The sequence below is a fragment of the Sporichthyaceae bacterium genome, assembly GCA_036269075.1.
Taxonomy (GTDB): Bacteria; Actinomycetota; Actinomycetes; order Sporichthyales; family Sporichthyaceae; genus DASQPJ01.
The window spans coordinates 70,881-95,338 of sequence record DATASX010000078.1; the positions used below are offsets into that span (position 1 = coordinate 70,881).

The following is a 24,458-nucleotide window of genomic DNA, read 5'->3' on the forward strand; positions in this document are numbered from 1 at the left end:
TCACGCTCGGCGACTTGTTGCGTCGTGAGCCTCCTGAGGTAGCTGCGACGGTAGAAATGTCCTGAAACCGATGTCTGGACACTATGTCCAGACGCGTCGACCACTTTGTCCTCTTTGTGTGTTGACTCCACATTTCCGGCCTGTAGAGTAACCACTCGCTACAAGGTGTCCAGACAAGCGTTCTAGCCAGTCCATCCAGGTGCGGAACTCAGCTGCGGGGTGCAATGTCGCGCTCAAGACGTCGGCGATCGCCGGTCGCGAAATGGCTCGGTTCCGGGTTGGCCGCGGCCGCGGTGGTCGGGACGGGCACGTTGGTGTGGAGCCCGCCGGCAAGTGCCGATGCCGGCTCCTTCTACGAAGCGAGTGCGCGCTCCGCGGTGGCCGACGGGTACTTCACGAACTCGACCATTCCCGGTGGCGTGAAGCCCGAGGGTGGTGGCCCGGAGACCGACGTGGCGCAGTCCTCGCTGAGCAAGGGCGACGCGAACGCCTCGTTCCCGTACTTCGGCGACTATGTGCCGACCGCCCCGGGCGTCGTGTCCGGCCTGTTCGGCTTCCCGGTACCCCCCTATCCGCTGACCGCGTCGTCGACATTCGGCAGCGAACCGGGCAAGGCGAATTACCCGGGCATCGAGCTCAGCGCGGTGAGCCGGGCAAATTCGACGGTGGCCGACGGTGTGTTCGGCTCGGCGGGATCCGGCGCGGTGTCTCACTCAGAGGTTGATCAGACTGCCGACAACCAGATCACGGCCTCGGCCGTCGCGTCCTCGCCGTTGACCAACCTCGGCCCGTTGGTCAGCGTCAAGGGCCTGGAATCGACGGTCTCGGTGCTGGCGGACGCGACTGGTGCGTTGACCCGGACCTCGAATTTCTCCATCGACGAAATCTCCGTACCGGGTCTGGTGCTGCGCATTCCGGAGCGGACACCGGGATCGGTCCCGCTGCCCTTCCCGGTCCCCGTGCCAGGGGTGCCGGCTCCGCAGCCGATTCCGTTGCAGCCCTTCCCGATACCCAACGGCGGCACGACGCTGGTCGAGCCCAGGATCGGATTCATCAACGGCTATTTCGTGGTGACGCAGCCGTTCGGCGCGGACTCGCGCAAGTACGTGGTACCCGCGGACGCGGTCGTGCAAGCGTTCAAGGCGCAAGGCGTCGCGCTGAACTACACAGCTGCGGCGCTCACCAAGAACGGCATCACCGGTGGCGTTTTCGCGATCAACTACACCTTCGCCGCTCCTCCGGACAACCCGTTCTACAAGGGCCCGACGCCGACCACATTCATCCTCGGAGCCACCTCGGCCTCGGTGCAGCGGGCGGCGCAAGCCGGCGCGGTAGTGGCAGCGGGGACATCCGGCAATTCGGCCGTCCCGGGCGTGCTGCCCGGCGGGCCGTTGGCGCAGGCACCGGACGTGGCCAACGTCGTTGGGCCGGCGACCGCGCCCGCGGTCGGCCCGGTGCCCACGACTGTCGGTGGGATTCCTACGGTGAACTTCCAGCCGCAGCATCCCGGGGTCGTGTCACACATCAGATCCACGCTGATGGCGGCGGGCCTGCCCGCCTTCGCGGCCAGTGATTTCTCCGGCCTCTACCTGGCGCTGGTTGGTCTGGCCGGCCTCGGCCTGGTGGCCGTGACGGTTGTCGTCGCTAAGGGAGTGTCGGCGCGATGGAACTGATGAACTTGCTCCGCACCCAGTGGGACCGGGCGATGGCCATCCTTTGCGCCATCGGCGGGTTGGTGTCCCTGCTCCTCGGATGGATCGGCACCAGCGGCACGGCGCACGTCGCGGCTCAACTGCCCTACCTCGTCTCCAACGGGCTGACCGGCATCTTCCTGCTCGGTGTCGCGGCGGTGCTGTGGATCAGCGCAGACCTGCGGGACGAGTGGCGTGAGCTGCGCCGCGTCGGCACCCTGCTCGACCGCGAACTGAGCGAGCGTCACAACGGTCGCCTCGCCGAGCAGGCGTCGGGCTCTCATGCCCGCGCTTGAGACGAGGACGGCTGATCTGACACGCACCGCGGACAAGCGCCGCCCGCCCGAGCCCAGTGCCACCGGCCCGGTGAACCCGCGGCGGCGTCGGCGTTATCTCCGCGAGCCGCGGCCCTGGCGTAGCTCCGACCTGCGGCGTGCCCTCGCGCTGCTGCTGGTCGGCGCGGCCGTCTCGGTCTGGGGTTGGTTCGAGGTCAGCGGCAAGGTTCGGTTGCGCGACCAGCAGGGCTGGGCGGCGTTGGCCTACCTCGGCGCGGCGATCGCGGCATGTGGCGGGGTCTACCTGGTGACCGTCTCGATGCGTGAGGTCCGCCTCGGCCAACGCCAACTGATGTTCGACCTCGCCGATGTCATGGGATGGAACGTCTCCGTCATCCAACGCGGCCGGCTCCGGTTGCACGCCGGCGACGAGTCGGGCGCGGCGCTCGCCGAGCACACCGACGCCGGCGTCCTGGTCACCGGCCCCGGGATGACCTTCGTGCACCGTGCCGAATGCCCGATCACCCGTGGCAAGGCCGTTTCCGGAATCAGCGCAGCGGATGCTGCGGCGCGAAGCCTCGCTCCGTGTGGGGTGTGCCGGCCGTGAAGGAATACCTCCCTTATCTGATCTTCGGCGTCGTCACCGGTGCCATCTACGGCATCTGCGCCATGGGTCTGGTGCTGACGTACAAGACCTCCGGTGTCTTCAACTTCGGGCACGGCGCGGTGTGCGCGCTGTCCGCCTACGCATTCTTCGACCTGCGTCAGCAGCAGGGGATCGCCTGGCCGGTGGCCGCGATCCTCGTGGTGTTCGTGATGGGTCCGATCGTCGGCCTGTTGATGGAGCGACTGGCCGCCGGGCTGGCCCCGGTGTCCACGGCGTACAAGATCGTCGGCACGGTCGGTCTGCTCGTGTTCATCCAGGCGCTGATCGTGCTGCGCTACAGCGGGCAGGGCCGCCGCTTCGACTACTTCCTCCCGCAGAACCGGGCTTTCTCCGTCCAGGGCGTCAGCGTCACCGTCGATTCGTGCATCACCGTCGGCATCGGTGCCGCCGCTGCCGTCGGGCTGTTCCTGTTCTTCCGTTACACCCGGCTCGGCACCGCGATCCGCGGCGTGGTCGACGACCCGCAACTGCTCGACATGACGGGTGAATCGCCGACCAAGGTCCGCCGCACCGCGTGGATCATCGGCTCGATCTTCGCGTCGGCCTCGGGCATTCTCTTCGCCTCCACGCAGCAGCAGGTCGACGTCAATGTGTTGTCGATCCTCATCGTGCAGGCCTTCGGTGCGGCGACCATCGCCCTGTTCCGCAACCTGCCGATGTGCTTCGTCGGTGGGGTCATCGTCGCTCTCGCGCAAAAGTTGGTCTCGAAGGATCTCTCGTCCGGGCACGAACAACTGGCCGGCCTGGACCTCACGATCCCCTTCATCGTGTTGTTCGGCGGCCTGCTCGTGATCCCGCGGAAGTACCTGGTGGAGGTCGGCCGCCAGGTGAAGCCACGTGCGGCCAAGGCAAGTCGGCTCGCCCTGCGCGACCGACGGATTCTCATGGCCGTCATGGTCGGGGTTGCGCTCTCCATCCCCGCGTTCTCCGGTACCCACCAGATCGCGTGGAACGTCGCGCTGACCCAGGTCGCGTTGTTCATGTCGCTGCACCTGCTGGTGCGCGTCTCGGGTCAGATCTCGTTGGGTCAGATCGGGTTTGCCGCGATCGGCGCCTCGACGTTCGCGCACATGCTCAGCCACGGCCTGCCGTTCCTGCTCGCGCTGCTGATCGCCGGTCTGGTGTGTGTGCCGGTCTCCCTGGTGATTGCGGTTCCCGCGATCCGGCTGTCGGGTCTCTACCTCGGTCTGGCGACATTGGGCTTCGGCATCGTGCTGAACCAGTTCTTCTACGCGAAGAAGTACATGTTCGGCTTCGGCAGCGTGGAGACTCAGCGGCCCAGCTTCTGGGACATGGACCGAAGCGACACGCACTACTACTACCTGCTGATGGCGATCGCGTTGGCCTCGGTCTGTCTCGTGCTCTGGATCGAGAGGTCCCGGCTGGGTCGCCTGCTCCGCGGGATGGCCGACGCCCCCGTGGCACTGTCGACGCTCGGGCTCGCGGTCAACGTCTCGCGGACCCTCGTGTTCTGCGTCGCAGGGTTCCTCGCCGGCATCAGCGGCGCACTGTATGCGTCGATGTTCGGCTCGGTCAGTGCGGAGAGCTACTTCTTCGTGCAATCGCTGATCGTGCTCGCCGTCCTCGCGATCTCCGGGCGCCGCACCTTCGTGTGCGCCATGGTCGCGCCGGTCCTGCTCTACGTCGTGCCGAACTACATCACCAACCCGAACTTCTTCGAGTGTCTGCAGATGTTCTTCGGCCTTGCCGCGATCGCTGCCGCGGTCGGCTCGCAGGGCGCCTTCGAGCGCTGGTTTGCAGCGACTGCAGCCCGCTATACATCCCGTCGCGTCGGTCCGGCCTCCGTCCGGGTCGAGGACTATCTCGAGCAGAAGGCCGGGGGCGCCGTGGCTGCCCTCGACCGCGAGCCGGTTGGAGCTTCCCGATGACCAGCAACCCCCGCACGGGCGCAATGCCGCGCCGCATCGCTGCGGTCGCAGGCCTGATGGCCCTCGTGATTCCGCTGTCGGCCTGCGGCACCCGGGAGTCGAGCGACCAGATCGCGGCGGCCGATGGCTCCGCCATTCATCAGGTCGCGGCGGCGGACAGCGGGGCGACGGCGGGTACGAACACCGGCGCTCCGACCGGCGCCACCACGGACACCGGCGCGGTGGCCGCAGCGCCCGTTGCGGCCACCGGTGGCACGGCCGCCGCGCCCGCTGCCGGCGCGGCCACAACGACCACGCAGGCCGTGAGCGCCAAGGGCCCGACCGCCGGCGGAACGACTACGGCCGGCGGTACGACCGCCGGTACCAAGGCAAGCAGCGCGAAGAGCAGTGCCGCCGTCTCGACCGGCGGCGCAACCGTCCCGACCGGGGCGGATGCCCCCTGCACGAAAGCGCTCGGCCCGGTGGTGATCGGGCAGACCTCGCCGTCCTCGGGCATCATCGGCGCCTCGACATTCAACATGCGGGCGGGCCTCGCGCTGTGGGCTCGGGCCATCAACGCTGCGGGCGGCGTGCAGTGCCACCCGGTGCAGCTGTACCAGATGGACGACGCCGCCGACCCCGCCCGCGTCACGTCCAACCTCGATGACCTGGTGAACAACAAGCATGCGATCGCGATTGTCGGCGCCGGGGTGCCCACCACCTTCGCCGCGGCGAAGCGGTTCGCCGAGCAGAACAAGGTGCCCTTCGTGGGCGGGGACATGATCGAGGCCGGCTGGTTCTCCAGCCCGTGGATCTTCCCCCAGGGCGGCGGTCCGCTGGCGGCCTACGCCGGTGCAACGAAGGAAGCGGCGGAGAAGGCCGGCACCAAGAAGGTGGGCCTGATCTACTGCGTCGAGGCCGCGATCTGCGGCACCATCAACGAGAACTTCGAGGCGATGGCCAAGGCCTCGGGCCTCGAGGTGGTGCTGCGCAAGGTCTCCTCGATCACCTCGCCGGACTACACCGCCGAGTGCCAAGCGCTCAAGGCCGCCGGTGCCCAGGCAGTTTTCGTGGCGCTGGAGGGATCGGGTGACGCCCGCTTCGCCCGCTCGTGCCTCTCGCTGGGTTACGCACCGCCCGCGGCCACCTCAGCCCTGTCGGTGAGTGCCGAGGCCGCGCTCGACCCGAACTTCCGCAAGCTGGGAGTCTTCCTCGGCACCGGCAACGCGCCCTATCAGGCCGACGACACCCCAGGGGGCCGGTTGTTCACGGCGGCCTACGACACGTTCGCGCCGGGCTCGTCCATCGACCAGAACACCATCAGCCAGTGGACCTCGGGCAAGCTGTTCGAAAAGGCCGTCGCGAACGTCTTCCAGGAGGCGCGCAGCGGCCCGATCACCCGGGAAATGGTGTTGGAGGGTCTCTGGAAGATGAAGAACGAGAAGCTCAACGGACTCACGCCGGGCGTCACGTTCAACGAGAACGCGCCGCCCAAACAGAACGACTGCTACGCGCTGCTCAACCTGACGCCCACGGGCTACACCGCGCCCAAGGGCTCGAAGTTCGACTGCTTCGCCGGCCTGCCCAAAGGCTTCTAGGTGTCAGCGGCACCGGTGGAAACCCCCACGCCCCGTCAGATAAGACGGCCGTCGGCGGTCATCCGGGATCTGTTGCTCAACAGCGCGCGACAGTTGTTCGCGGCCAAGGGCTACGCCGGTGCCAGCACACGGCAGATCGCGGAAGAGGCCGGGGTGCGGGAAGCACTGATCTTCCGGCACTTCGGCAACAAAGCAGGCCTGTTCCGGGCTGCTGTGATCGACCCGTTCCGCGCCATCATCGAAGGTTTCGTGGACGACTGGGAGGCCGGCCACGAGTCCAACACCATGAGCACCCATGAGATCACCGGCGCCTGGATCACCTCGCTGCACGCGCTGATGCGGCAGCACCGTGAGTTGGTCATCGCACTGATCACGGCGAACGACTTCGACGAGGAGACCGAGCCCGGCACCCTGCCGATCACCGACGCCTTCGCCGGGCCGATCCGGCGGCTGGAGAAATTCACCCGTCGGGAGATGGCCGGCCGCGGGTTGGCCACCGATCCCGTCATCGGGGTGCGTGCCACCTTCGGGATGGTGCTGGCCATGGCTGTGCTCGACGACTGGTTCTTCGCCGGGGTGGCGCGACGCCCCGGCACCGAGGCGGTGACCCGGGAGATGACCGACATGATCGTCTTCGGCATCGCGGGGAAGACAGTCGCTCACTCCGGAGGGCGGGGTTGATGTTCGAACTCAAGGGCGTCCACGCGGGCTACGCGGGCACGACCGTACTGCGCGGCGTCGACCTGGTGGTGCCCGACGGTGCGGTCGTCGCCCTGCTCGGCGCCAACGGTGCGGGCAAGACCACCCTGCTGCGCTGTGCCTCCGGGCTCATTCACGCCACCGAGGGCTCCATGAGCCTCGACGGCGAGGACGTCACCCGCAAGGCCCCGCACCAGTTGGTGAAGCGTGGCATCTGCCACGTGCCCGAGGGCCGCGGTATTTTCCCCAGCCTGACGGTGCGGGACAACTTGGTGCTGCAATCCCCGCGGGGCAAGGAAAACGAATCGATCGAGAAGGCCTGCTCGGCGTTCAAACGCCTGGGCGAGCGACTGAATCAGCCCTGCGGCACCATGTCCGGCGGCGAGCAGCAGATGGTCGCCCTGGCCCGTACCTATGTGCAGAACCCCAAGGTCGCCCTGCTCGACGAGGTCTCCATGGGCCTGGCTCCGAAGATCGTTGACGAGATCTTCGAGTTCCTCGGCCTTCTGCGCGACCAGGGATCCAGCCTGTTGCTGGTCGAGCAGTACGTGACGCGCGCGCTGGACGTCGCCGACTACGTGTACCTGCTCAACAAGGGTGAGGTCGTTTTCGTGGGCCAGCCCAGTGAGTTGGACGAGGCTGACGTCTTCAACCAGTACGTGGGCGCCGACATCGGCCACTGACGAGCGACACGTCAGCTCTTCGCCGTGCTCGAGTCCCCTCGCGTGGTCTTGTAGGCGTCCGCGGTCTCGACGCTCTCCCAGAGCCGGTGCTCCTCGAGGGCGTGGTTGCCCTTGCCCTTGCGATCCTCACGGGCGAAGACCTTCAGCATCGTCTTCGCGGCGTTCTGGCCGGGCATGCCGCTGATCCCGGCGACCGGGTGAGTGCCGGACCCGGTGAGGAACAGCCCTGGGATTGGCGTCGAGTAACCGGCGAAGCCGACGGCAGGCTTGTTCGGTCCGAACCGGGTGATCAGCGGGTCGGTGTGGTAGACCGACCCGTCCATGGCGAAGAAGCGCTCCTCGATGTCCGGCAGCATCCGGACGCGACTGTAGATGTTCAGTTCTTCGAGGCCCTCGTAGTAGTGGTCGCTCTGGCTGATGATCGTCTCGGCGGCCTGCTTCTTCGCAGCTTCCCACCCCATGTGCGGGTCGTTGGGGGTCAGCCCGGACCAGAACCAGAAGACATCGCCGCCGGGCGGGGCGAAGTGCGAGTTCGACGCCAGTGCGGTCGAGATCTGCGCGAGGCCGGGAATGTGCTGCGGCATCTCGCCGCGCTTGCAGGCGATCTGCGCTGCCTTCACCTGCTCGTAATTGTGGTAGCCATTCGCCGGCAGGCGCGGGTCGAGATTGTCCTTGCGCTTGGCCTTGATCTTGTCCATCCGGATCTGACCCTTGGTCAGCACGTCGAGTTTCATGTCGGCGAAGCCGCGCGATCGGGTCGGGATGTTCGCGACCCGGTTCGCCAGGTGCGGCGGCAGGGTGCCCGCCGGCAGCATGTCGCGCAGCACCCGCTTCGGCGCGAATGCGGTCAGCACGCCGCGGCGGGCGTAGATCTCCTCGCCGTTCTTCAGCCGTACGCCCACGCATCGACCGTTGCGCATGACCATCTGCTCCACCTCGGCGTTGCAGCGGATGCTGCCGCCATGGGCGGTGATCAGGTTGATCAGCGCGTTGGGCAGCTGCTGCGTCCCGCCCTCGAACATCGCAACGCCGTATTTGGTGATGATCCCCAGGTAGATGAGCGACCAGCCGGCGAAGTCCGAGTCGTACGACATGAAAGGCAGGCCGATGAGCACGCAGGCCTTGATCGGGTCGGACTCGAACGACTCGTCGAGCACCTCGATCTCGGTCGCCCGCATCCAGCGGCCGACCGCACGTAGCTCCGACCTGTGCTTCAGCGATTGCTTGGCCAGCTCGAAGATCGCTTTCGGCTCGGGGCGCGTCGGACTCGTCTGCATCATCGGGATGCCGATGTCGACCGCGGCGTGAATGATCGAGTACAGGTCCTTGAGCGCGGCTGCGTCCTTCTTCGAGAAGTAGGCAAGCTCGTCGGCGGTCTTCTGCGCGTCCCGCCAGAGGCCCAGCGAGGTGTGGTCGTAGTTCAGCTGGAGATGGACCGGGTCGATGACCCGCATCCTCAGCCCGTAGCGCTCCTCGAGCTGGAGATCCTTCATGATTGTGGTCGTCCGGAACAGCGACGGCTGGATCGAGGCGTCGTTGACCTGGTAGCCCGGGCACTCCTCGACCTCGGTCGTCGAGGTCATTCCTCCGGGTGTCTTGTAGGCCTCGAGCACCTGAACCTGCAGGCCTGCTTTCGCGAGATACGCGGCAGAGATCAGGCCGTTGTGACCGGACCCGGCGACGATGACGTCGACCGTGCGGTTGGCGGGCGTGCTGCCGGATGCGCTCATGCGTCTGCTCCCCGCTTCGAGGCCGTCGCAACGTTATACCTCGTGTCTGGACAGTGCGTCCAGCCTAGATGTTCGAGCCGGAAAGTCTGGACGACACGAGACGGGCGAAGCGAGAATGTCGGTGCCTGACATTCTTGCTCGGGGGTGCCAGATGCGGGACCTGGCGTGACGGACGGGCGGAACGTCACCAAGCGCGCCTACGGCCGGTCGCGGCGGGATCTGGCCGAGGCGGCGATCCGGGAGATCGAGAGGCGCGGTTTCGCCGCGACCACGGTCGAGGACATCGCAGCGGCCGCGGGATACGCGCCACGCACGTTCTTCCGACAGTTCGAGTCGAAGGAGGACGTCGTCTTCTTCGACCTTCCGGACATCCTCAGTCCGCTCGAGGCGTTGCTCGACGATCCGCCCGCGGACGCCTGGACCGCGGTGCGCGCGATCGTCCTGAACAACAGCGTTCGCTGGGAGGCCGCGGGTCCGGAGCTGGCGCAGCACCGAACGCAACTGATCCACCGCGAGCCTGCGCTCTACGTCCGCTTCCTCGAGCTCTGCGACGAGTGGGAGGACGTCATCGCCCGCATCTTCGCTGCGGAACGCCGCAAGGATCCGGAGACCGACGTGCCCTCGCGAGTACTCGCCGGAAGCGTCGTCGCCGCCTGCCGGGTCGCCATGCGCGTCTGGGTCGCGAAGCCAGGGATCAAACTCGGCACCCATCTGCGGGCGGGCCTGGACACGCTGGAACGTCCTGGGGGAACTAAGACTCCTTGACGAGTCGGCAGATCTCCGCGGAGGCCTCGATGGTCTGGGCGGGGTCGACCGGCATCAGCAGCGGGGCCAGGTCGGCGATGAGGTTGAGGTTCGCGCCCGCCTTGACGAATGGCTTGATCTCGGCCGCGATGTCCGCCGGGGTGCCGTGGAAGAAAGTCTTGCGGACCATTTCCGGGGACACGCGGCTGATGATTTCCTGGATCTCGGGGAAGGGGATCGAATTCGGCTTCATGTGCAGCGCGTAATGCCAGTCCAGCGGCATGACGGACTCGATACCCTCCGGCGCCCAGTCGGCCATCTTGATCCGCCCGCCGGTCGCGGCGTACCACTTGAGCAGGGGGTTGTCGACGTACTGCTCGAATTCGTCCTTGTCCGCCAGGATGAAGGTGATGTGGTGCAGCGCGAAGGTGAACTCCTCCGCGCTCCGGCCGAGCGCCTGTAGTTGCCGCTTCCAGTCCGCGACGGCCGCCCCGTACCTCGCCGGGTCGGCGTAGACGAACGGCGCCCCGGTGCCCATGCCGTCGGCGTGCTTCAACGCCATCTCGATCAGCTTCGGACCACCGCCCATCGCAACCACCTCGGGGCGGTTCTGCCGGCCACCGGCTCCGATCCACGCGTCTTTCAGAGTCCAGATCTCACCCTCGAAGCTGACCGGCCCCGTCGCGTCCCACAGCAGGCGCAGGATCTGCAAGGCCTCGTTGAGGCGCTTGAGGCCGACACTGCGCTTCCGCCCGAACGGTGTGACGTGGCGGACCTCACCGGCGCCGAGGCTCAACGTCGCCTTGCCGCTCGTCGCGGTCGCGAGCGTCGACATCGTCTGTGCCAGCTCCGGGGGCTCCCGACGGATAGCGTCGGTGCAAGCGGCGAAACCCATTTTCTGCAACCCGCACAGGGCGAACGCGATCGTGATGAACGGGTCGGACACCGAGTCCATGTCCGGCAGCATCGCCGCCATCGGTGAGTTCTCCGGGGTCCAGAGCGCGTCCGGCCACCAGCTCTGCAACTGGTCCCAGACGACGACCTGGTCGATCTGCCCCGTCGCTTCCAGGGCCTGGGCGTAGGGGATCCCCATCTTCGGGCCGAGATAACGCGACCCCCAGAGGCCGATGCCGGTCCGCACTGCGCTCATCTCGTGGCCGCCCTCGCGCCGAGGTCAAATGTCACTGAGTGACATTGTTGCGCCCTGGATCGAGCGGCGACAACCCCTGGACGACCCGCAGGTCGAGGAGCTCAGGGTCGCCCGTACATCGCGGCGACGAAGGTGGCGCCAAGGGCCTCGGTCACAGCGTCGAGGTCGGCGACCGCGGTGCCTTGCCGGGAGGTGGCGGCCTCGTACCAGGCGCGCTCCATCGTCCACACCAGCGCGGACGCCAGTGTGCTGCTCGCGATGCCTGGCGGGGCGATCCCCTCCCGGCGGTCGGTGTCCAGGGCGCGCTTGACCGCACCGGTCATCCGACGTTGAGCGGCCAGGTGCACCTCGCGAATCCCGGCGTGGCGGGGCCACTCCTCGACCGCGGTGCGCAGCACGCCCGACTCCACGGCACCGAAGGTCAGCCACGCCGCGACCGACTTGGCGAGCACGGCCGGGCGTCGTGCGGCCGAGTCGGCGAACAACTGCTCGAACGGCGGCACCATCCGCGCGTAGACCTGATCCAGCAGCGCGGCGAAGGCGTCCTCCTTGCTCGCGTAGTAGAAGTAGAAAGTGCCGCGCGAGACGTTGGCGGTGCGCAGGACCGTGGTGATCCGCACCCGGTCCAGGGTGTCGTCGACGAGCAGGCGCGCGATCGCGTCGAGGATCTCCTGGCGGAAGACGCCCTCGCTGGAGCCGACCTCAGGCGGCATCGTGCACCGGGCCCCGTGGGTCGCCGTAGATGGCGGCGAGGGAGACCGCGACAATCCCGTCGAGACGTTGGGCCGCGGTTCGCAGTTTCTCGTCGACGCCGGCCGAACCGACGTAGAAGATCCGCTCCGCGCTGGCGATCAGCATCGCCGCGACGGTCTCCGCGGGCAGCCCGTCCGGGGCCCGGCCGGCGTCGCGCTCGGACTGGATCTGCGCGGTCAGCGTGGCGCGGAACGGCTCCGAGGCGACCGCCCAGACCTTGGCCAGATCAGGCACGGCGTGCTGGTTCTCCAGGACGGCGGCAATCACCGCGCGGTGTGCGAACCAGGTCTCCATGCCGGTGGACAGGCTGTGCCGCAGGGCCGCGCGTGGGTCGGTCCAGGGTGCTTCCAACTCGGTGTGCGTCCGGCTGTACATGTCGCGGAAGATCGTCGCCATCAGCGCGGTGACGACGTCGTACTTGTTGCTGAAGTAGTGGTAGAAGCTGGCCCGCGACAGCTGCGCCTCGGTGATGATCTGGGCGACCGAGATCTCGTGCAGCGGCGTGGCCTCGAGCAGTCGCTCGAGGGCCGCGAAGACGGCCTTTTCGGCCTCCTGGTCACCGGTGTGTGCCCGCGGACGCCGGCGCGGGACCGCGACAACGGCCGGGGGACGGTCCGCGTCATCGCCAGTCGGGGGCTTGTTCATCTCGGTGATTTTAGCCCAGCCAGGGCTCACCCGGCCGCGGCCGGTGTCAGGGTCAGAGCCGATGTCGGGTCCCTTTCCTGCGGATCGGCGAACTGTCGTTTGATCGCGCGCAGCGTTGCCCAGGACATCACCAGGAAGAAGCCGCCGAAGAACGTCGCCGCGAGCCAGAACGAGAACAGCCCGTTCCACGCGAACACGCCGTGCTTGAAGAACAGCAGCAGGCTGGACCCGGTGAAGCCGACGCACGCCCAGATCAGGAACCAGCCGACCCAGCGGGGATAGATCGGGTCCGGCCGGCGGTCGGACAGGATCGCGACCGCGATGCTGCCCGCCTGTGCGACGGCCGGTGGCCAGTTGATGATGAACGGGATCCAGGCCAGATCGTTGAGCAATGCGGTCAGGTTCGGGTCGCGTTCCGGACGGTACGACGCGGCCATGAACACCATCAGCGGGGAGATGATCGCGACTGTGCCGACAGCACCGGAGGCGAGTTGCGTGAAGCACAGCGGCGTGAAGCGGCCCTCGATCCGGGCCAGCTGGCTGCTGACCACTCCCGCGAACGGCAACGTCAACCCGGCCGCGATCATCATGATCACGCAGCCGGCGCGGATCGCGTTGGCGTGCTGCTGGTACTGGTGGGCGACCTGCGCCGCGGTGTGGCCGGGCGGGATCGGCGGGAAAAAGCCCGTGATGATCAAGCCCGGGAAGAACACCGCGACGAAGATGACGCCGCACCAGGCCATCCCCGACTGGATGGGCTTCGTCATGGCAGTTACCTGACTGTCCGTCAGCCCACCGGGACGGCGGGCTTCTCCGCCGCCGCCGCCGGGTGCGCCACCGGTCGGGTCATGCCCTGGATGTAGGCGTCGCGGTACTGCGGCAGCATGAAGCGCGACTTGAACAGCCCGAGGAAGGTCCACTCGACCTCGGCGTCCTTGCGCCCGACCAGTTCGGCCAGCACGCGGCACCACACCACCGAGATGACCAGCGTGAGGCTGCCGACAGCCCAGATCGCCCAGACCGGCAGGTAGGAGTTGACCGCCAGGAAGACCGGGAAGCCGCAGCCGAACTCGGCCATGGTCGTGGCGATGATTCCGCACGGGATGACCAGCAGGCGCTTGGCCGGGTAGTCCTTCACCAACGGCCAGGTGAAGTGGACCAGCACCGCGACCGTCATGATCGAGGCGGCGTTGGTGAAGGACCAGTAGAACGGGAACTTCCAGAACATGAAGGGCTGGTGCCCGTAGTACTTGTAGGCGCCCAGGGCCAGGCCCGGCATCTCCATCACGGCGTCGGACAGCCCGACGGCGGCGAAGATCATGTACATGTTCTTCACGGTCAACCCGCGCTGGATCATCGACCAGATCCAGTAGGCCTCCAGGCCCATGAACAGCCCGTAGCAGGGTGGGATCAGCAGCGGTATGTGGATCCCGAAGTTGTGGTAGTGCGAGGACTGCAGATTCTCCGCCCACCGCAGGTGGCCCACCAGGTCGAGCATGGGCTCACCGAGCGAGGTGACCACGCCTGCGGCCAGGGTGAGGATCGGCAGGTACCGCTTGTGTTTGACGGCCTGGTTGATGCACCACGGCAGGGCGATCGCGACGACCAGCAGGCCCGCCCAGAACAGGAAGAACCAACCGCCGAAGTTCGACACCCGGAAGTGCGGGCTGTCCGCCGGGAGGATCTTCCCGTAGCCGGGAACCGGACTGTTGAAATCGATCGGACCAGGGTTGTCGAGACCAAGCATTCGTTCCGCCTTCAGCCGGCCAGCAGGTAACTGGGCAGGTGTGCATGGCTGGTGCCGACCAGGCCCAGCCAGTTGAACGTCAGGTGGTAGATCACGACGATCGAGACGACGCAGAAGCCGATGACCGCGAGCGTGCGGACCGGCCCCTGCAGTGCGGGATGCCAACGCCGGAAACCGCGCTCCACCGGGGACAACCCTTCCGGGTCGGCCAGGGCCTGCATCCGCATCCAGGTGAACAGGCAGCCGAGGCTGGCGACCAACATCGACTCGTAGAGCGGGAACTGGTTGACCGAGCCCTTCCAGAGAGTCAGCGGGCCGTAGGTCTGCGCGTACGCGTAGCCCTGGGTGGCGCGGATCGCGACGTTCTCCACGACGAAGTCGAACGCGAACTCGCCGCACCAGATCAAGGTGAACAGGCTGACGTTGGAGAGGGCCGGGTAGCGCAGGCGCACCGGCGCGGCGCACCGGCAGGCCACGATCGCGACGCCGGCGCAGAAGTACACGTACATCGGCGGGCCCCACAGCGCCGACTCGGCGTAGCGGGTGGACTCACCGGCCGCGTGGAACGGCATGAACCTGCTCCACACCCCGAGGTTCACGTTGTGGCTGTTCCACGCGAACAGGTACGTGTGGATGTTCAGGAACGCGTCGGCCCAGAACGCGACCAGGCCGCCGATCACGAACTTGCCGTCCAGGCTGAGTCGACCCGTCCGGCGCACCGGTTGGACGACGCAGAACCACACGAAGCCCGCGAGCACGCCCACGCTGATGAGCTCGAACACCCGCAGCGCGACCAGGTGGCCGGTGCTCAGGTGGTCCGGGCCGACGTTCGGGGCCGGGGAGAACTGGCTCGGTGAGGCGATCCACCGCGCCACGGCCTGCCCGACGACCAGCAGCCAGGCCACGGCGATCGCGGCCCAGACGGTGACACCCCCGCGCAGATCCGCGGCCGGGCGGCCCGGTTCGGCGGCCGTCCCGGCCGCGTGGACCGGTTCGGAGAGCAGGGCCATCGGACTCCCGCCGGAGCTGGTGGACGACGTGACTGGACGCTATGTTCAGTCTCCGGGTTCGGGGCTTGCCGGTCAAGCACTCCGGATCGGCAAATGGACTTGTCCAAGCAGTTCGGGAGCCGTTAGGAAGTGCGCGTGACCGCCGGCCCGGAAAATCGATTCGTACTCGCCCTGGCCGACTGCGCCGGGCTGAGCGCCGGGCGCGTCGGCGGCAAGGCGGCCGGACTCGCCGCCCTGGCGGCCGCCGGGCTCGACGTCCCGGCCGGGTTCGTGGTGACCACCGACGCCTACTCCGCCGCGCACGGCACCGGCCTGGGCACCGCCACCGCGGCGGACGCGCGGGCGCTGATCACCGGGACCGCGCTGCCGCCCGAGGTTGCCGACGGGATCCGCCGTGGCTACCTCACGTTGGGCGCCGACGTCCCCGTGGCCGTCCGCTCGTCGGCGACCGCCGAGGACACCGCCGACGCCTCGTTCGCCGGCCAGCAGGACACCTACCTGGCGGTTTGCGGGGCCGAACAGGTGCTGCGGTCTGTCGTCGACTGCTGGGCGAGCCTCTACCAGGACCGCGCCGTCACCTACCGCGAGCGCCTGGGATACACCGCGGTGCCGGCGATGGCAGTGGTGGTCCAGCGGATGGTGGACCCGCACGCCGCGGGGGTCGCGCTCACCCTCGATCCGGCAACCGGTGACCGCGACACTGTCTACGTCGAGGCGGCGTTGGGCCTCGGCGAGGGTGTGGTCCGGGGCGACGTGGGCGTCGATCGGTACTGGATCGGCAAGGCCGGCAGCGAGGTCCGTGCCGAGGTCGGGGACAAGAGCGTCGCCCATCGCGCCGTGGCCGGCGCGCCGGGCGTGCAACTGGCTGCCGTGGCGACCGAACTGGCCGGCCGACCGGCGCTGACGGACGGTCAGATCCGCGAGCTGGCCGACCTGTGCCGTCGGGTCGAGAAGGCATTCGGTCGGCCGATGGACATCGAGTGGGCGATCGACGAGGAGCGGTTGTGGCTCCTGCAAGCACGGCCGGAGACGGTCTGGAGCCGGCGGGCCGAGTTGCCGCCGGTGGGCACCGCGGTGGACTGGGACCCGCTGCACCACGCGAGCCCGCCGGGTGCGCACTGGACCACCGTCAACTTCGGTGAGACCGCACCTGGAGTGCTCACGCCGCTGGCCTGGACCCTGTGGGCCGGGGCGGGCGAGGCCGCGCTGCGCCGGGCCGCGTACAACCTCGGCGTGCTCGACGCCGAGGAGATGCGGCCACCGACCGATCCGGACCAGGCCTGGGTCAAGTCCTTCCACGGCCGGGCCGCGATGCGGATCGAGTTCCTCGCGCTGCTGGGCGACCGGATGCCGGGCACCTCCGGCGCCGAGGCCGTGCGCAGCATCCTCGGCGAACCCCCGCACACGCTCGAGTTCGCTCCGACGCGGCACCGGTACCCGGCGATCGCTCGTCGGCTTCCGGAGGTCATGGCGCTCGCCCCCGGCCGGCTGCGTCGGGAGGCCGAGCGGACCCGGCGCTGGTGGCGCGAGTCGGTGACTGCGGCCCCGGCCCTGGACCTGGCCGGGGCACGCCGGTTGTTCGCCGCGGCCGAGCAGAACTTCGCGAGCACGTTGGCGCTGCAGACCACCGCGGTGATCGCCGTCGTCCAACCGCTGTACCAGGCGTTGGAGCGGCTGACCGCGAAGGTCGGGGTCGGCGACATGGCCGCGCTGTCATCCGGTTACACCGGTTTCGCCGAGGTCCTGGTCGTCGAGGAACTTTGGCAGGCCGCACACGGGCGGACCACCCTGGCCGCGATCGTCGCCGAGCACGGGTTCCACGGGCCGCTGGAGGGCGAGGTCTCCAGCCGGGTCTGGCGGGAGCGCCCGGAGATCCTGGAGGCTTTGTTGGAGACCTACCGCGACCGGGAGGACCCGCGGGACGTGGCGGCCCGGCAACGGGCCACCCGGTTGCGATTGGAGGCCGAGGTCCTCGCGGCCGTGCCGCGGCCGGCGCGCCCGGCCGTCCGGGGCCTGTTCGCGGTCTGCGCGCGGCGGATCCCGTTGCGCGGGGTCGGGAAGCGGTCGTTCCTGCAGTCGATCGACGTCGCCCGCGCGGCCGCGCGGCGCGTCGGGGAACTGCTGGTCGCCGACGGGGTGCTCGCCGCCGCCGACGACGTGTTCTTCCTGACCACGAAGGAACTCACCGGGCAACTGCCGGCCGACACCGGCGATTTGGTGGACCGCAGGCGGGCCCGCCGCGAGGTCTACCGGACGCTGTCGATCCCACCGGCCTGGCGCGGGGACTGCGTGCCGGTCGACGGGCCGATCCCGACCGGGCCGACCATCACCGGCATCGGCGTCAGCGCCGGGGTGGTCGAGGGCGTGGTTCGGGTGCTGGAGAGTTCGGACACCGCCGATTTCCGGCCGGACGAGGTGCTGGTGGCCCCGTGCACCGACCCGAGTTGGTCCTCGATCATGTTCGTGTCCTCCGCATTGGTCGTCGACATCGGCGGCGCGCTCTCGCACGCCTCGATGGTGGCCCGGGAACTCGGGATCCCGGCGGTGGTGAACACCGGCGACGGCACCCGGCGGCTGCGGACCGGCGACCGGGTCCGCGTCGACGGCACCAGCGGTATCGTCGAGATATTGAGCTGACGGACCGTCACTGACCCCGCCGTCGCCGCGCCTCCGTGGTCGGAGCGGCGAGCGGTGGCAGGCTCAGGAGCACGCCCGTAGGCGGGCGGCGTCCGCGTGGTCCGCCGCAAGGTGCAGTGGAGGCAACCGATGTCCGATCGCCGAACTGGACGCCGTCGTCGGGCCGGCGTCGTCGCGGCCGTGCTCGCCGGCGCGCTGGCGCTGACCGGTTGCGGTAGCGGCTCGTCGAGCAAACCCGAGGCCGGTGGGGCCACCGTCGCGGCGAGCCCCAGCAGCCTGCACTTCGCGGTGATCACGCACGGCACGGCCGGCGACGCGTTCTGGAGCGTGGTGAAGAACGGGGCGCAGGCAGCCGGCGAAAAGCTCGGCGTCTCGGTGGACTACCGCTCGGACGGTGACCCCGGCGCCCAGGCCAAGCTGATCGACAACGCGATCGCCCAGCACGTCGACGGCCTGGTGGTGTCGATGGCCAACCCCGATGCATTGCGCACCTCGATCCAGAACGCCGTGCACGCGGGGATCCCGGTCATCACGATCAACTCCGGCGAACAGCGCAGCGCCGAGTTCGGCGCGCTGACCCACGTCGGGCAGGACGAGGGCATCGCCGGGGAGCAGGCCGGCACGCGGTTCAAGCAAGCCGGTAGGACGAAGCTGCTCTGCGTCATCCACGAGGCAGGCAACATCGGCCTGAACCAGCGCTGCGACGGCGCCAAGCGCACGTTCGGCAACACCACCACCGTGCAGGTCGACATCAGCAACCCGACCGACGCGCAGGCCCGGATCCGCGGCGCGTTGGAAGCCGACCCGCAGATCGACGCGGTGCTCGCGCTGAACTCGCAGATCGCAGCCGGTGCGGTGGCTGCGGCCAAGGCGGCGAACAGCAAGGCGCAGGTGGCCACCTTCGACCTGAACACCGACGTGGTCAACGCGATCAAGGCCGGCGACCTCGTGTTCGCCGTCGACCAGCAGCCCTACCTGCAGGGCTACCTGCCGATCCTGTTTCTGCAGCTGTACAAGGAGAACGCGAACACAGTCGGCGGGGGTAAGCCCGTGCTGACCGGCCCCGCGTTCGTCGACAAGGCCAACGTCGACACCGTCGCGACCTATGCCGCCCGCGGGACGCGGTGACCGTCCGCCGGGTCGCCGATCGGCTGATCGCCCGTCCCGAGGTCGGGGCGGCTCTCGGCGCGCTGGCCGTGTTCGGGTTCTTCTCGGTCGTCACGTCGCACTTCCTCAGCCGGCTGGGGGTCGCGAACTGGTTGGACGACGCCTCGACGCTCGGCGTCATGGCCGTTGCGGTGGCGTTGTTGATGATTGGTGGGGAGTTCGACCTCTCGGCCGGGGTGATGACCGCGTCCACCGCGCTGGTGACCGCCCTGCTGGTCACCCGGGAGGGCCTGAACATCTGGCCCGCGCTGGGCGTCTCGCTGCTGTTCGCGCTGGCGGTCGGGGCGTTCAACGGACTGCTGGTGGTCCGCACCGGGCTGCCCAGTTTCATCGTCACCCTGGGTACGTTCCTGGCGTTGCAAGGACTGAACCTCGGCGTCACCCGACGGGTGACCGGGACCGTGCAGGTGTCCGGCCTGCGGGACCGCGCGGGCTTCACCTCCGCGGCCCGGTTGTTCGCCTCGACCGTGAACATCGGCGGCACCGAGTACGAGATCTCGATCCTGTGGTGGGCAGTGGTCACGGCCGTCGCGGCCTGGGTGCTGGTCCGGACCCGGTTCGGCAACTGGGTCTTCGCGGTCGGCGGGTCCGCGATCGGTGCACGGGCGGTCGGCGTGCCGGTGGCCCGCACGAAGATCGCGCTGTTCGCCACGACGGCGTTCGCCGGCTGGATCGTCGGCGCGATCACCCTGCTGCGTAACGCGAGTGTGCAGGCCAATCAGGGCATCGGCCTGGAGTTCCAGTACATCGTCGCCGCGGTGATCGGCGGGTGCCTGCTGACGGGCGGATTCGGTTCTGCGGTCGGCGCCGCGATCGGTGCGTTGATCTTCGGCATGACCCGGCAGGGCATCGTCTACGCGCAGTGGGACAGCGACTGGTTCCAATTGTTCCTCGGCGTGATGCTGCTGGCCGCGGTCGCGGTGAACAAGGCCTTCCGGCAGCGGGCCGAGCGGGCCGCATGACGACCGCGTTGATCGAGGTCGCCGGAATCGGCAAGAACTACGGCACCGTGGTCGCACTGGCTGACGTGTCCGCGGTCGTCACCGCCGGTGAGGTGACCTGCGTGCTGGGCGACAACGGGGCCGGGAAGTCCACGCTGATCAAGATTCTGGCCGGGGTGCATCGCCACGATCGCGGCGAGTTGCGGATCGACGGTGCCCCGGTGCGGTTCCGCTCGCCGCGGGAGGCGCTCGACCGGGGCATCGCGACTGTCTACCAGGATCTGGCGCTGGTCCCGTTGATGAGCGTATGGCGCAACTTCGTCCTCGGTGCCGAACCGGTCGCCGGGCACGGGGTTCTGCGTCGGCTGGATCGCAGCCGCGGCAAGGCACTGACCCGATCCGCGCTTGCGGAATTCGGCATCGACGTGCGCGACGTGGAGCAACCGGTTGGCACCCTGTCCGGCGGCGAGCGGCAGTGCGTGGCGATCGCCCGGGCGGTGCACCGCGGCGCGAAGGCATTGATTCTCGACGAGCCGACCGCCGCGCTCGGGGTCAAGCAGGCCGGGATGGTCCTGCGGTTCGTGGCCCGGGCCCGCGACCGCGGGCTGGGCGTCGTGCTGATCACCCACAACCCGCACCACGCCTACCCGGTCGGCGATCGGTTCCTGCTGCTCAACCGGGGACGCAGCCTCGGCTGCTTCGACAAGGCCGCGATCACGTTGCCGGAGCTGACCCGCCAGATGGCCGGGGGAACGGAACTGGACGCTTTGGAGCACGAGTTGCGGCGGCCGCCCGGTTCAACCTGACGCTGCGTCAGCTGCCGGTGTACGTGGCTCTGCCGGGGCCGTCGCGCAGGAACGAGGCGATGGCGTTGTTCGCGTCCGCCGTTTCGAACAGGGCGCCGGCCAATTCCGGGGTGATCGCGGCGGCCGCCGGTTCCCCGGCCGAACAAGCCGTGTCGACCAGGCGTTTGGTCATCGCGTGGGCCATCGTCGGCCCCTCGGCCAACGTCATCGCGAAGGCCCGGGCAGCTTCGTCGAAGCCCTCGACGGGCAGGACCCGGTTGACGACGCCCCAGTCGCACAGCATCTTCGCGTCGTACCGGTCGCCGGTCATCACGAACTCCTTCGCCCGTGCCGGGCCGACCCGCAACGCCAACCGCTGCGGCCCGCCCATGAACGGGCTCAGGCCGACGACCCGCTCGACCAATGCGAACGCCGCGCCCTCGGCGGCCAGCACGAGGTCGCAGGCCAGCGCCAACTCGAAACCCCAGGTCAGACAAAGCGCGTGCGCGGCGAACACCGTCGGGCACGGCAGATCCGCCAACCGCTGCGCGTACCGCAGCAACTCCCGCGCCAGCGCCTGCCCGGTGGGGCGGTCCACCCCGACGAACTCCCGGACGTCGACGCCGCCGGTGAACACCCGACCCTGCGCCCGCAGCAACAACCCGCGGGGCCGCTGTGCTTCCACCTCGTCCAGGGCCGCACCGAATGCTTCGCTCATCTCGGCTGCCCACAGATTCAACGGCGGCCGGTCGAACGTCAGCACAGTCAACGGCCCGTCCTGCTCCACCACGATCAACTCGGCCATTCCCGCTCCCGTCCCGACGCGCTCCGCGATCAGTTGCCGTCATTCTCCGGATCGGCCTGCGCTGCGGGAGCGCGGAGCCGTTCGGCCGCAAGCCGGACCAGGGCGAACTTCTGGACCTTGCCGGTGGGGGTGGTGGGCAGGTCCGCCGGCTGGATCAACCCGGCGTGCTTCGGGACCTTGAACCTGGCCAGCTTGTCGCGGCACAGCGCCAGCAACGTGTCCGGGTCGAGGCTCGCGTCCGGCTCGGGCACGATCCAGAGGAACCCGATCTCGCCCCACACGTCGTCGGGAACCCCTACGGCATAAGCCTGACTCACCCCGGGGGCCGCCGTGACGAGGTCCTCGATCTCCTTGGGCATCACGAGTTCGCCGCCGCTCTTGTAGAGCTCCTTGCTGCGGCCGGTCAGCCGGAGGTAGCCGTCGGGTCCGACCCGGCCCAGGTCGCCGGAGTGCACCCACCCGTCGTGCAGCGTCGTCGCGGTCTGCTCAGGCTCGTCCCAGTAGCCGTGCATGTGGGTCGGTCCCTGCGAGCGCAGTTCTCCCTCGATGCCCTCGGGCAGGGGCTCGCTCGTGATCGGGTCGACGGTGGCGTACTCGCACAGCGCGCCGGAGGGAAGCCCGGCGACACCGGCGGTCTTCGGGCGCCCGACGGTGCCGGAGTGCCGTTCCGGCGGGTCCTCCGGCCGCGTCAGCGTCATCGCGCCACCGGTCTCGGTCATCCCGTAGCCGGTGGTGATCTCGGTGACGCCGAGTTCGGCGCGGACCTTCTCCCACAACCAGACCGGCGCCGGGGCGGCCCCGGACAGGATCGCGAACAGCGAGGACAGGTCGTGGTCGTGGCGTGCCGGGTGCTCGACCAGAGCGACGGTCATCGTCGGCACGCAAAGGACGTCGGAGGCGTGGTGCCGTTCGACCGCGGCCAAGTGGTCGGCGGCGGAGAACATCAGCCGGGGCACGATCGCCCCGCCGACGAACATCGCCGCGAGCAGCCCTTCGACGTAGCCGAACATGTGGTAGCAGGGCAGGGAGAACAGCACCCGGCGGCCATCCTCGAAGCCGCGGGTCAGCGCGGAGGCGTAGCCGGTGCGCAGCACGGCGTCGTGGCCGACCATGACGCCCTTCGGGGAGCCGGTGCTGCCGGAGGTGTAGAGGATGTCGCCGACCGCGGCGGGCGACACCGTGTGGCCGGCTGCGCCCGGCGTGGCGGCCCCGAGTTGCGCCAGGCCGTCGACCGTCCGGACGCCGGCGCGGTCGCGGCCATCGGTCGACAACAGCACGACCGCGCGGAGGTCCGGGAACCCTGCTGGGTTCTCGGATTCCCAACCGGGGGCGAGGGAATCGAGCATGCCGAGCTGGTCCTGGCCGGCGAAGCCGGTCATGGTCACCAGAACGTTGCAGCGGGACTGGCGCAGCACGAAGGCCAGTTCGTCGAGGCGGTACAGGAAGTTGAAGGGGATCGCCACGGCCCCGGCGCGGGCGATGGCGAACTTCACCGGCGCGAACTCCAGATGGTTGGCCATCAACATGCCGACCCGATCGCCGGGCCGGACCCCGAGCGCCGCCAGGCCGTCGGCGAGCCGACGTGACCAGTCGACGACCGCCGCGTACGTGAGCGTCCGGTCGTCGCTGATTACCAGCGGGCGCTCGCCGAACTCGGCGGCGCATCGGTCCAGGAAGGCGTCCAGCGTCAGGGGTTCCCATGTCGGGAACCGCGCCGCCAACGCGGCCCGGCGGTCCTGCAGGCTCACGGGCACGGGCTGATCGCGATCATCCCAGGTCCTTCGCCGGTCGCAGGTCCGGTGGGCGGACGCCGGTGGCCCCGTCCACCAGTGGGGAGGGGACGTTGGGGAACCGGAAACGGATCGGTTCGCGTCCGGGCTGGACGGCCAGCGCCTGCCCGGTCTCCGCCAGCAGCAATGCGTCCATGATGGCCGTGGCGACCTGATGCGGCGTGAGGATGGGGAAGTTGCTGTCCTCCAGAGCTTGCCGCATGGCCCCGACGACCAACGGTGTGTCCGCGATCCCCGGGCACACCAGGTTGACCCGCACCCCGTCGGCCTCGAGTTGCGGCGCCACGCTGCGGACGAACCCGATCAGCGCGTGCTTGCTCAGGCTGTAAAACGGATCCGACGGGAACGGGACGAGACCGGCCAGCGAGGCGGTCACCGCGACGGCACCCCCACCATGTCGGGCCATCAGCGGCGCGAGGGTCCGCAGTCCGTGCACAACCCCGCCGACGTTGACGGCCATGACCCGGTCGAAGACCTCGGCCGTCATCTCCGCGAGCCGGCCGACGCCGCTGAGCATCCCGGCATTCAGCACGGCGTACTGCAACGGTTCATCAGCGATGCGGTCCGCGAAGTCCTGCCAGGCGGCCGGATCGGAGACGTCGAGAACGACCGACGTCCCGCCGATCTCCGCCGCCACCGTTTCCGCACCGGGCCCGTTGCGATCGGCGACTATCACCGCGGCACCGGCCGCCGCCAGAAGATGAGCAGCGGCCCGTCCGATCCCGGACGCGCCTCCGGTGACCAAGGCTCGATTTCCCTTCACGGGCCACGATCTTTGCAGGTGGCCGGGCGCGGCTCAGCGCAGGTGCAGCGCGGTCCGGGTCTGCCAGTGCTGGTTGCGTCTTGGTTTTCGTTCGGGGTCCACCCACGCCGGGGGCCGTAGTTCGGGGTGACCGTCCGCCCCGAATTCGGCGTCCCAGCCTTGGTGATGCACGACGTCGTGGTGCCGGTCGCACAACAGCAGGAGATTCGACAGGTCCGTGGCGCCCCCGGCGGACCAGTGGATCCGGTGGTGGGCCTGGCACCACGGCGCGGGACGATCGCAGCCGGTGAACACGCAACCGGAGTCGCGG

At 68.9% G+C, this 24,458-nt stretch carries 23 protein-coding genes; 12 read left to right on the forward strand and 11 right to left on the reverse strand.

The features are described 5' to 3' along the window. Positions 1 to 224 precede the first annotated feature (224 nt). From VHU88_13510 to VHU88_13540, 7 genes are read left to right on the forward strand one after another with little or no spacing between them, the layout of a single operon-like run. A complete protein-coding gene (locus VHU88_13510; GenBank protein ID HEX3612698.1) occupies positions 225 to 1,673 on the forward strand; it encodes a hypothetical protein in 1,449 nt (482 codons plus the stop codon). Next, positions 1,664 to 1,987: a hypothetical protein gene (locus VHU88_13515; protein HEX3612699.1), complete on the forward strand. Its 324-nt coding sequence runs from the start codon at positions 1,664 to 1,666 to the stop codon at positions 1,985 to 1,987. Before VHU88_13510 ends, VHU88_13515 begins: the two co-directional genes overlap by 10 nt. Beyond that, on the forward strand, positions 1,974 to 2,573 hold the full coding sequence (locus VHU88_13520; GenBank protein ID HEX3612700.1) for a hypothetical protein: 600 nt from the start codon (positions 1,974 to 1,976) through the stop codon (positions 2,571 to 2,573). The genes VHU88_13515 and VHU88_13520 overlap by 14 nt, the downstream gene beginning before the upstream one ends. Then, positions 2,570 to 4,522, forward strand: coding sequence for an ABC transporter permease (locus VHU88_13525; protein ID HEX3612701.1), 1,953 nt, complete (start codon positions 2,570 to 2,572; stop codon positions 4,520 to 4,522). Before VHU88_13520 ends, VHU88_13525 begins: the two co-directional genes overlap by 4 nt. Continuing rightward, entirely contained in the window at positions 4,519 to 6,099 is a 1,581-nt protein-coding gene (locus tag VHU88_13530; GenBank protein HEX3612702.1) for an ABC transporter substrate-binding protein, read from the forward strand. The genes VHU88_13525 and VHU88_13530 overlap by 4 nt, the downstream gene beginning before the upstream one ends. A 15-nt stretch (positions 6,100 to 6,114) precedes the next feature. Further along, positions 6,115 to 6,780: a helix-turn-helix domain-containing protein gene (locus VHU88_13535; protein ID HEX3612703.1), complete on the forward strand. Its 666-nt coding sequence runs from the start codon at positions 6,115 to 6,117 to the stop codon at positions 6,778 to 6,780. Continuing rightward, entirely contained in the window at positions 6,780 to 7,481 is a 702-nt protein-coding gene (locus VHU88_13540; GenBank protein HEX3612704.1) for an ABC transporter ATP-binding protein, read from the forward strand. The genes VHU88_13535 and VHU88_13540 overlap by 1 nt, the downstream gene beginning before the upstream one ends. 11 nt (positions 7,482 to 7,492) lie before the next feature. Here the strand turns inward: VHU88_13540 and VHU88_13545 are convergent, their stop codons facing one another. Continuing rightward, on the reverse strand, positions 7,493 to 9,211 hold the full coding sequence (locus tag VHU88_13545; GenBank protein ID HEX3612705.1) for an NAD(P)/FAD-dependent oxidoreductase: 1,719 nt from the start codon (positions 9,209 to 9,211) through the stop codon (positions 7,493 to 7,495). 165 nt (positions 9,212 to 9,376) lie between these two features. Between VHU88_13545 and VHU88_13550 the strand changes: the two genes are divergently transcribed. Beyond that, entirely contained in the window at positions 9,377 to 9,976 is a 600-nt protein-coding gene (locus VHU88_13550; GenBank protein ID HEX3612706.1) for a TetR family transcriptional regulator, read from the forward strand. Here VHU88_13550 and VHU88_13555 read toward each other — a convergent pair. From VHU88_13555 to VHU88_13580, 6 genes are all read right to left on the reverse strand, one after another. After that, the gene (locus VHU88_13555) at positions 9,963 to 11,105 is read right to left on the reverse strand and encodes an LLM class flavin-dependent oxidoreductase (GenBank protein HEX3612707.1); all 1,143 of its coding nucleotides are present in this window, start codon (positions 11,103 to 11,105) and stop codon (positions 9,963 to 9,965) included. The genes VHU88_13550 and VHU88_13555 overlap by 14 nt on opposite strands. 101 nt (positions 11,106 to 11,206) lie before the next feature. Beyond that, positions 11,207 to 11,818 (reverse strand): TetR/AcrR family transcriptional regulator, encoded by a 612-nt coding sequence (locus VHU88_13560; protein ID HEX3612708.1) that lies wholly within the window; start codon positions 11,816 to 11,818, stop codon positions 11,207 to 11,209. Beyond that, positions 11,808 to 12,503 carry a TetR/AcrR family transcriptional regulator gene (locus VHU88_13565; GenBank protein ID HEX3612709.1) on the reverse strand — a complete coding sequence of 232 codons (696 nt, stop codon included), beginning with the start codon at positions 12,501 to 12,503 and terminating at the stop codon, positions 11,808 to 11,810. Before VHU88_13565 ends, VHU88_13560 begins: the two co-directional genes overlap by 11 nt. 26 nt (positions 12,504 to 12,529) lie before the next feature. Continuing rightward, positions 12,530 to 13,270 (reverse strand): hypothetical protein, encoded by a 741-nt coding sequence (locus VHU88_13570; protein ID HEX3612710.1) that lies wholly within the window; start codon positions 13,268 to 13,270, stop codon positions 12,530 to 12,532. 20 nt (positions 13,271 to 13,290) lie between these two features. Beyond that, complete coding sequence (locus VHU88_13575; GenBank protein HEX3612711.1) at positions 13,291 to 14,250, reverse strand: hypothetical protein; 960 nt, start codon at positions 14,248 to 14,250, stop codon at positions 13,291 to 13,293. A gap of 11 nt (positions 14,251 to 14,261) precedes the next feature. Beyond that, complete coding sequence (locus VHU88_13580; GenBank protein ID HEX3612712.1) at positions 14,262 to 15,260, reverse strand: spirocyclase AveC family protein; 999 nt, start codon at positions 15,258 to 15,260, stop codon at positions 14,262 to 14,264. A gap of 135 nt (positions 15,261 to 15,395) precedes the next feature. Between VHU88_13580 and VHU88_13585 the strand changes: the two genes are divergently transcribed. The 4 genes from VHU88_13585 (at position 15,396) to VHU88_13600 (ending at position 20,811) form a co-directional block, all read left to right on the forward strand. Beyond that, entirely contained in the window at positions 15,396 to 17,897 is a 2,502-nt protein-coding gene (locus tag VHU88_13585; GenBank protein HEX3612713.1) for a PEP/pyruvate-binding domain-containing protein, read from the forward strand. A gap of 129 nt (positions 17,898 to 18,026) precedes the next feature. Next, positions 18,027 to 19,025, forward strand: coding sequence for a sugar ABC transporter substrate-binding protein (locus VHU88_13590; protein ID HEX3612714.1), 999 nt, complete (start codon positions 18,027 to 18,029; stop codon positions 19,023 to 19,025). Continuing rightward, positions 19,022 to 20,026 (forward strand): ABC transporter permease, encoded by a 1,005-nt coding sequence (locus VHU88_13595; protein HEX3612715.1) that lies wholly within the window; start codon positions 19,022 to 19,024, stop codon positions 20,024 to 20,026. Before VHU88_13590 ends, VHU88_13595 begins: the two co-directional genes overlap by 4 nt. Continuing rightward, the gene (locus tag VHU88_13600) at positions 20,023 to 20,811 is read left to right on the forward strand and encodes an ATP-binding cassette domain-containing protein (GenBank protein HEX3612716.1); all 789 of its coding nucleotides are present in this window, start codon (positions 20,023 to 20,025) and stop codon (positions 20,809 to 20,811) included. The genes VHU88_13595 and VHU88_13600 overlap by 4 nt, the downstream gene beginning before the upstream one ends. Before the next feature lie 7 nt (positions 20,812 to 20,818). Here VHU88_13600 and VHU88_13605 read toward each other — a convergent pair whose 3' ends face one another. The 4 genes from VHU88_13605 to VHU88_13620 form a co-directional block, all read right to left on the reverse strand. Next, positions 20,819 to 21,595 carry an enoyl-CoA hydratase/isomerase family protein gene (locus VHU88_13605; protein ID HEX3612717.1) on the reverse strand — a complete coding sequence of 259 codons (777 nt, stop codon included), beginning with the start codon at positions 21,593 to 21,595 and terminating at the stop codon, positions 20,819 to 20,821. Between the two features lie 29 nt (positions 21,596 to 21,624). Further along, a complete protein-coding gene (locus VHU88_13610) occupies positions 21,625 to 23,343 on the reverse strand; it encodes an AMP-binding protein (GenBank protein HEX3612718.1) in 1,719 nt (572 codons plus the stop codon). A gap of 19 nt (positions 23,344 to 23,362) precedes the next feature. Next, positions 23,363 to 24,148 (reverse strand): SDR family NAD(P)-dependent oxidoreductase, encoded by a 786-nt coding sequence (locus VHU88_13615; protein ID HEX3612719.1) that lies wholly within the window; start codon positions 24,146 to 24,148, stop codon positions 23,363 to 23,365. Between the two features lie 33 nt (positions 24,149 to 24,181). Continuing rightward, the coding region (locus VHU88_13620) for an HNH endonuclease signature motif containing protein (GenBank protein ID HEX3612720.1) at positions 24,182 to 24,458 on the reverse strand (277 nt) is incomplete at its 5' end.

Excerpts from the sequence above, each read along its gene's own strand:
- VHU88_13510 (HEX3612698.1), top strand. The coding sequence starts at position 225 with ATGTCGCGCTCAAGACGTCGGCGATCGCCGGTCGCGAAATGGCTCGGT.
- VHU88_13515 (HEX3612699.1), top strand. The coding sequence starts at position 1,664 with ATGGAACTGATGAACTTGCTCCGCACCCAGTGGGACCGGGCGATGGCC.
- VHU88_13520 (HEX3612700.1), top strand. The coding sequence starts at position 1,974 with ATGCCCGCGCTTGAGACGAGGACGGCTGATCTGACACGCACCGCGGAC.
- VHU88_13530 (HEX3612702.1), top strand. The coding sequence starts at position 4,519 with ATGACCAGCAACCCCCGCACGGGCGCAATGCCGCGCCGCATCGCTGCG.
- VHU88_13540 (HEX3612704.1), top strand. The coding sequence starts at position 6,780 with ATGTTCGAACTCAAGGGCGTCCACGCGGGCTACGCGGGCACGACCGTA.
- VHU88_13545 (HEX3612705.1), bottom strand. The coding sequence starts at position 9,211 with ATGAGCGCATCCGGCAGCACGCCCGCCAACCGCACGGTCGACGTCATC.
- VHU88_13555 (HEX3612707.1), bottom strand. The coding sequence starts at position 11,105 with ATGAGCGCAGTGCGGACCGGCATCGGCCTCTGGGGGTCGCGTTATCTC.
- VHU88_13560 (HEX3612708.1), bottom strand. The coding sequence starts at position 11,818 with ATGCCGCCTGAGGTCGGCTCCAGCGAGGGCGTCTTCCGCCAGGAGATC.
- VHU88_13565 (HEX3612709.1), bottom strand. The coding sequence starts at position 12,503 with ATGAACAAGCCCCCGACTGGCGATGACGCGGACCGTCCCCCGGCCGTT.
- VHU88_13570 (HEX3612710.1), bottom strand. The coding sequence starts at position 13,270 with ATGACGAAGCCCATCCAGTCGGGGATGGCCTGGTGCGGCGTCATCTTC.
- VHU88_13575 (HEX3612711.1), bottom strand. The coding sequence starts at position 14,250 with ATGCTTGGTCTCGACAACCCTGGTCCGATCGATTTCAACAGTCCGGTT.
- VHU88_13580 (HEX3612712.1), bottom strand. The coding sequence starts at position 15,260 with ATGGCCCTGCTCTCCGAACCGGTCCACGCGGCCGGGACGGCCGCCGAA.
- VHU88_13590 (HEX3612714.1), top strand. The coding sequence starts at position 18,027 with ATGTCCGATCGCCGAACTGGACGCCGTCGTCGGGCCGGCGTCGTCGCG.
- VHU88_13600 (HEX3612716.1), top strand. The coding sequence starts at position 20,023 with ATGACGACCGCGTTGATCGAGGTCGCCGGAATCGGCAAGAACTACGGC.
- VHU88_13605 (HEX3612717.1), bottom strand. The coding sequence starts at position 21,595 with ATGGCCGAGTTGATCGTGGTGGAGCAGGACGGGCCGTTGACTGTGCTG.